The 5,009-nt window shown below is 65.9% G+C and carries 3 protein-coding genes; 1 reads left to right on the top strand and 2 read right to left on the bottom strand.

The features are described from left to right. Nucleotides 1-133: 133 nt before the first annotated feature. Both AC2VON_RS13590 and AC2VON_RS13585 read right to left on the bottom strand, forming a co-directional pair. Nucleotides 134-1,984: a glycosyltransferase gene (locus tag AC2VON_RS13590; protein WP_486953437.1), complete on the bottom strand. Its 1,851-nt coding sequence runs from the start codon at nucleotides 1,982-1,984 to the stop codon at nucleotides 134-136. A gap of 554 nt (nucleotides 1,985-2,538) precedes the next feature. Next, nucleotides 2,539-3,630 carry a PE family protein gene (locus AC2VON_RS13585; RefSeq protein ID WP_486944341.1) on the bottom strand — a complete coding sequence of 364 codons (1,092 nt, stop codon included), beginning with the start codon at nucleotides 3,628-3,630 and terminating at the stop codon, nucleotides 2,539-2,541. Nucleotides 3,631-4,309: 679 nt separating this feature from the next. On the opposite strand from AC2VON_RS13585, the gene AC2VON_RS13580 reads away from it, so the two are divergent. Then, on the top strand, nucleotides 4,310-5,009 hold a 700-nt coding region (locus AC2VON_RS13580), incomplete at its 3' end, for a CgeB family protein (RefSeq protein ID WP_486953436.1).

The following is a 5,009-nucleotide window of genomic DNA, read 5'->3' as shown; positions in this document are numbered from 1 at the left end:
CGACCCGTCCACCCGACATCGACGACCGGCCGCCGACGCCGGGCTGCGCACCGCCAGCCTCGACGAAGTCCTCTGCATCCCAGGTCTGCACCTGTAGTCAATGGGTATCGACCATCGGCGGGCCTCGATGCGGTCACCGGGCAGGTGTCTTCGGCCGACGTCCCTTTCGCGCGGCCCGGGCCGGGGCTTTGGGTTGCTGCACGGGCCGGGCCGCTGCGGTGCAAAGCACCTCGTCGAGGCTGGCGCTCTGCAGTCCGACAGCGACCGCCCGCCAACCGAGTTCGGCGATGGGATCTGGGTCGCTGCCCACTATGCTGCCGGCCCGATCTAGGCGTGCGGTGTCGAACATCGCCGGGCCGGTGGCCACCGCTTCGGTGAGCAGGTAGCGGCCGGCGTCGGGTGTCCGGCACACCTCCTCTTCGGCGGCGCAGACACCGGTGAGTTTGGCCGCGTCGGCGAGGTTGATGCCCACCTGGAACACGTGGGGTTCGGATTCGAGCACCGCGATCAGGCGGGTGATGAAATTCTCGGGCGCAAAGAACCGCCAGCCCTGGCCCAGGTGTAGCCAGAACCGTCCCCGGATCTGAGTGCGCAGCTGCGCGAGCTGCGCACCGGGCCCGTCGCCATCGCTGCAATCGACAAACTCAAGGAAACGGTAGCGCTGCCGCAGTAGCACGCGGTTGGGGGCGGACAAGCCGGCATCGACCACCAGGAAGCGCCCGAACCACAGTGACAGATCGAGACAGCAGTTCAGAAATGAGTTGATGGCCTGCTCAGTGGTCTCGCGGTCCGGTCCGGCGATCAGGCTGACGGTGACCGTGGCGCCTTGACTGGCGACCAGACGCTGCACAAGCGCATCGGGATAGGATGCCGCCGCCTCGAGCATGACCGGCACGTTGAAGTCGCGGTTGGCCGCGATCCGTTGCCGATCAGGCTCGGGCAGATCAGGGCGGGCCAGCAGGTTCCGGCACAGCGTGAACGCCTCGACATGCCGGCCGATCCAGCTCGCGCACACCGCCTGCTCATCGACCGCGCGCCACGCGTAGACGTCTGCTCCGATAAACAAGACGTCGTTTTCGGGAAACGGGATTCGGGCGGCGCGCTGGGCAAACAAGTGACCGGGCTGGTAGCGCTGATCTTCGCGGTACCGGCGTGCGATGGCATACAGCGCCTCTGCTCGGGTCGGTCGAAACTCCCACGCCCTGAGGTAGGCCTCCTGGACAACCAGCCAGGGCCAATCGAGTCGCGCCATCGACTCCGCGAGCCGGAGCATCGAATAGTAGACCTCCTCGTCCAAGCCGCCCATCTCGGCCCGTCGCTCATACCACTTGCGAGCGTTGACGAAATCACCCAGGTCGAAGTAACTCTGGGCCAGATAGAACACCGACCGCGCATTCTCGGGGTTGCGTTCGACCTCGGCCAGCAACAGGTCGCGGTCACGCGCATACTTCTGCGTATCCTGACTGCGGGCACCGAGGCGACGAGATTCGACGTAATAGTCGCCCTCGACGCGCCCGACAACGCAGTCAGACTCCCATACGGCCGTCTCGTGGACGACGCCTTCATAGCGCACTCGCACCCCGTCGCGGAACAACTGCGGGCGCCAGTAGGTGAAGGAGGCGTCCCCGAGGCGCATGCGGTAGATGTCGGCGCTCAGTTGGGTGAAGTCGGGTGTACCCGTGACGATGTCGTCGGCGTCGATGACCCAGATGTAGTCGCCGTGGCCTTGGGCGAGGTCCAGTGCCTCGGTGCGGTTGTCGCCGAAATTGCGCCATGGCCGTTCGTGAAGCTCGCCCGAGATGCCTAGGCGGGCCATGTGTTTGCCGATCACGTCCTGGGTCCCGTCGGTGGAGCCGGTGTCGACGATCACCCATGAGCTGATGTAGGGTGCGACCGAATCGAGCGCCTCCACGACGACGTCGGCCTCGTCTTTCACGATCATGTTCAGGCAGATCACGGGGTGTGCGGTTACTCGTTTGGACACCGCCCAGAGTTTACATAGCAATGGTTTCGCGGGACGGGTTGCACGCGACGTCGCGGCGACTGCGGATCATAGGTCGTGCCGTTCGACGAACACCGCAACGCGTCACCGCCGGCGATCCGCGACGGCTTCGTCGGACATGTCGCCGTGACGGCAGCACCGCGCAATCGCTGTGCTTCGGCCCCCAGCAACCTGCGCGAACCTCGATTTTGCGCGAAACTCCGCGTGACACGCTGTTTAGTTAGCGAAAGCGCCTGTCCTGCAAGAGATTGAGACTGCCCAACGACTCTGACTGCGACTCTGACTGCCGCGGTCGAGAACGGCGCGGCCGCCCGCGAACGGGGTTGGCCAGTTGCGGGCCGACCCGGAGTGAGTTCGTGATTGAGGACAAGCCGCACAATCCGACTGCCGCCAGCACAGGCCGGCAAGCTTATTACCGGAGGAACCCGGATCGGCGACGACCCCGGCATGTTCGCAAACCGCGACGACAATCTATGTTGCCACGCTCAGCACGATCCGCTTCGGTCACTCAAGTCACCACCGCACCAGGCGAACCGCTACCCGGTCGCGCCGTGAGCGCCCTGAGCGCCCTGGGCGCCCTGAGCACCGTGAGCACCAAAAATGCCGCCGTCGCCGCCGGCACCGCCATGACCGCCGGCGCCGGGAGCACCGGGGACACCACCACTGATGGAGTTTCCGCCGGCGCCGCCCTGACCACCGGCACCGCCGGCACCGCCGTCACCCAGGAGCAACCCGCCCCGACCACCGGCACCACCGGCACCACCGTCACTACCGAGACCACCATCTGGGCTACTGGAGGTGCCTGTAGTACCTGGGGCGCCCGCCCCGCCGACCCCGCCGGCACCACCATGGCCAAAGAACAACCCACCCTGGCCGCCAGCACCACCGGTACCACCATTCACACTCGGATCAGTGGATGATCCGCCGGCACCGCCAGCACCACCGGCACCGAACAACCACGCCCTGCCGCCGGCACCACCGGCAGCACCGGCGCCACCCAGGCCGCCGGCGCCGCCGTTACCGAACAACCACCCGCCGGCACCGCCGGCACCGCCGGCAGCATCGGCGCCACCCGTGCCGCCAGCACCACCGGTACCGATCAACCCTGCCGCCCCGCCAGCACCGCCGACATCGCCGGCTGCCGTGCTTGTACCACCGGCACCGCCGCTGCCGTACAGCCACCCGCCGGCCCCGCCGGCCGTCCCCTGCCCCGCGGCGGTGGTGTATCCAGCGGCGCCGTTACCGATCAGCACACGCCCTGTTTCCTGCAGGAAAAACGAGTTGACCGGATTGAGGATCGAAGCCGCCGACGCCTGCACAGCACCTTCCGCCGTTTGCGCCGCGTTGGCCATCTCGGCGCTGATGTACGAAGCCCCGCTGGCCGACATGGTGCGCGTGAACTGTTCATGGAAGGCGGATGCCCTCGCGGCCAGCGCTTGATACTGCGCAGCATGCTGGCCGAACAGCGATGCAACCGCCGTCGACACCTCGTCGCCCGCCGCCGCCGCCAGCTCTGTCGTCGGGGCAGCCGCCGCCGCGTGGGCGCTGGCCAGGTTCGTGCCGATGTTGTCAAGATTCGCCGTCAGCCACTGGACCATGGCCGGGTCGACGTAGAAAGGAGAACTCATAGCATGCCACCTCACGTTCATCGCCAGCCCTGCCGAAGTAAGGGCGTAATCCGAGACTGCCTTCGAGCAACCGAAGCGGAACGGTACCGCAAGCCGGTCGGCGATCGAAATAGATTCGGCGACACTGGAAACAGTCGGGTTTGCAGATCGGAACCGGTCGGTTTTAAAAACTGGACACGGTCAGTTCTGCAAACTGGAAGCAGTCGTGTAACGGTCCCTCCGGGCGGGCCTTGAGGCCCTCCGGGTTTCATCGGAGGCTCCTGTCTTGGTCGCGTTCGTCGAGTTGCAGTGGTAGCTCGACGATGTGCTGTTCGAGCGTGACGATGCGCTGCCGAAGTTGGTCGATGCCGACTGGAGTACCGAGACATATTGCGCGCCCCGTTTTTCGTCGCGATGCTCAGGTGCACGGGTTGCGGGTTGTCTGGCGCACGCCGCTGTGCGGGTGCAGCGGCCGCGGCAGCACGCGCACCGTCTACCGCGTTTCGTCGCCCTGACCGCTACCGACCGCGTCATGCTCATCTTCAGTGTCGGGCAACAGTCAGGTTTCGCAGGCATCTTGACGCAGTTCGTCGCTCCGGGAGGCACACACGAGCTTGAAAGGCTGCGCTGCGCCCAGCGAGTGACCGGGTGAGTGACCCATCGGCAAGCCGCAGCGCCCCTCTTTCACTACGCTGCACCCATGCGTTTCGCCGTCGCAATTGTGACACCTTCTACCAATCCGACCATCGGCGGAGGATTTCGCGAGATTGCGGAGACCGTGCACCATGCTCTTGCGGCGCTCGGGCACGACTCGGTGCTGACCGACCGTCTTGACCTCGACGAACGCCGCACCATCGTGTTCGGCGCGAACCATCTCGTCCAGTACGGCTTGGAGGTGCCCAAAAACCCGATCTTCTACAACCTCGAGCAATTGGGTGACGACTCGCCGTGGATGACGATGCCGGAATTCGTCGACCTTTTCCGGCGCTACCCGGCGTGGGATTACAGTCACGCCAACATCGAGCGGCTCGCCGCGATGGGACTGCCCCGGCCCACTTACGTTCCGATCGGATACGTGCCCGAGCTGACCCGTATCACCCCGGTCTCCGAGGACATCGACGTCCTTTTCTACGGCATGCTCAGCGAGCGCCGGTACGGCGTTCTCCGGGAACTGCACGACCGAGGTCTTCGTGTCAAATGGCTGTCGGGCGTCCTCGGCGGGCGCCGCGACGCCTGGATCGCACGGTCGAAGATCGTCCTCAACATCCACTACTGGGACGCGAAAATCTTCGAAATCGCGCGGGTGTCCTACCTGCTGGCCAATCGACGCGCGGTGGTCTCCGAGCGTGGTGCCGACCCCACCGTGGAGCGCGAGCTGGAGTCCGGCGTCGCGTTCGCCG

It is taken from the genome of Mycobacterium sp. TH-M82, from assembly GCF_057473605.1.
Note: the sequence above shows the minus strand (reverse complement) of the source record. Positions and strands in the feature narration are given on the sequence as shown.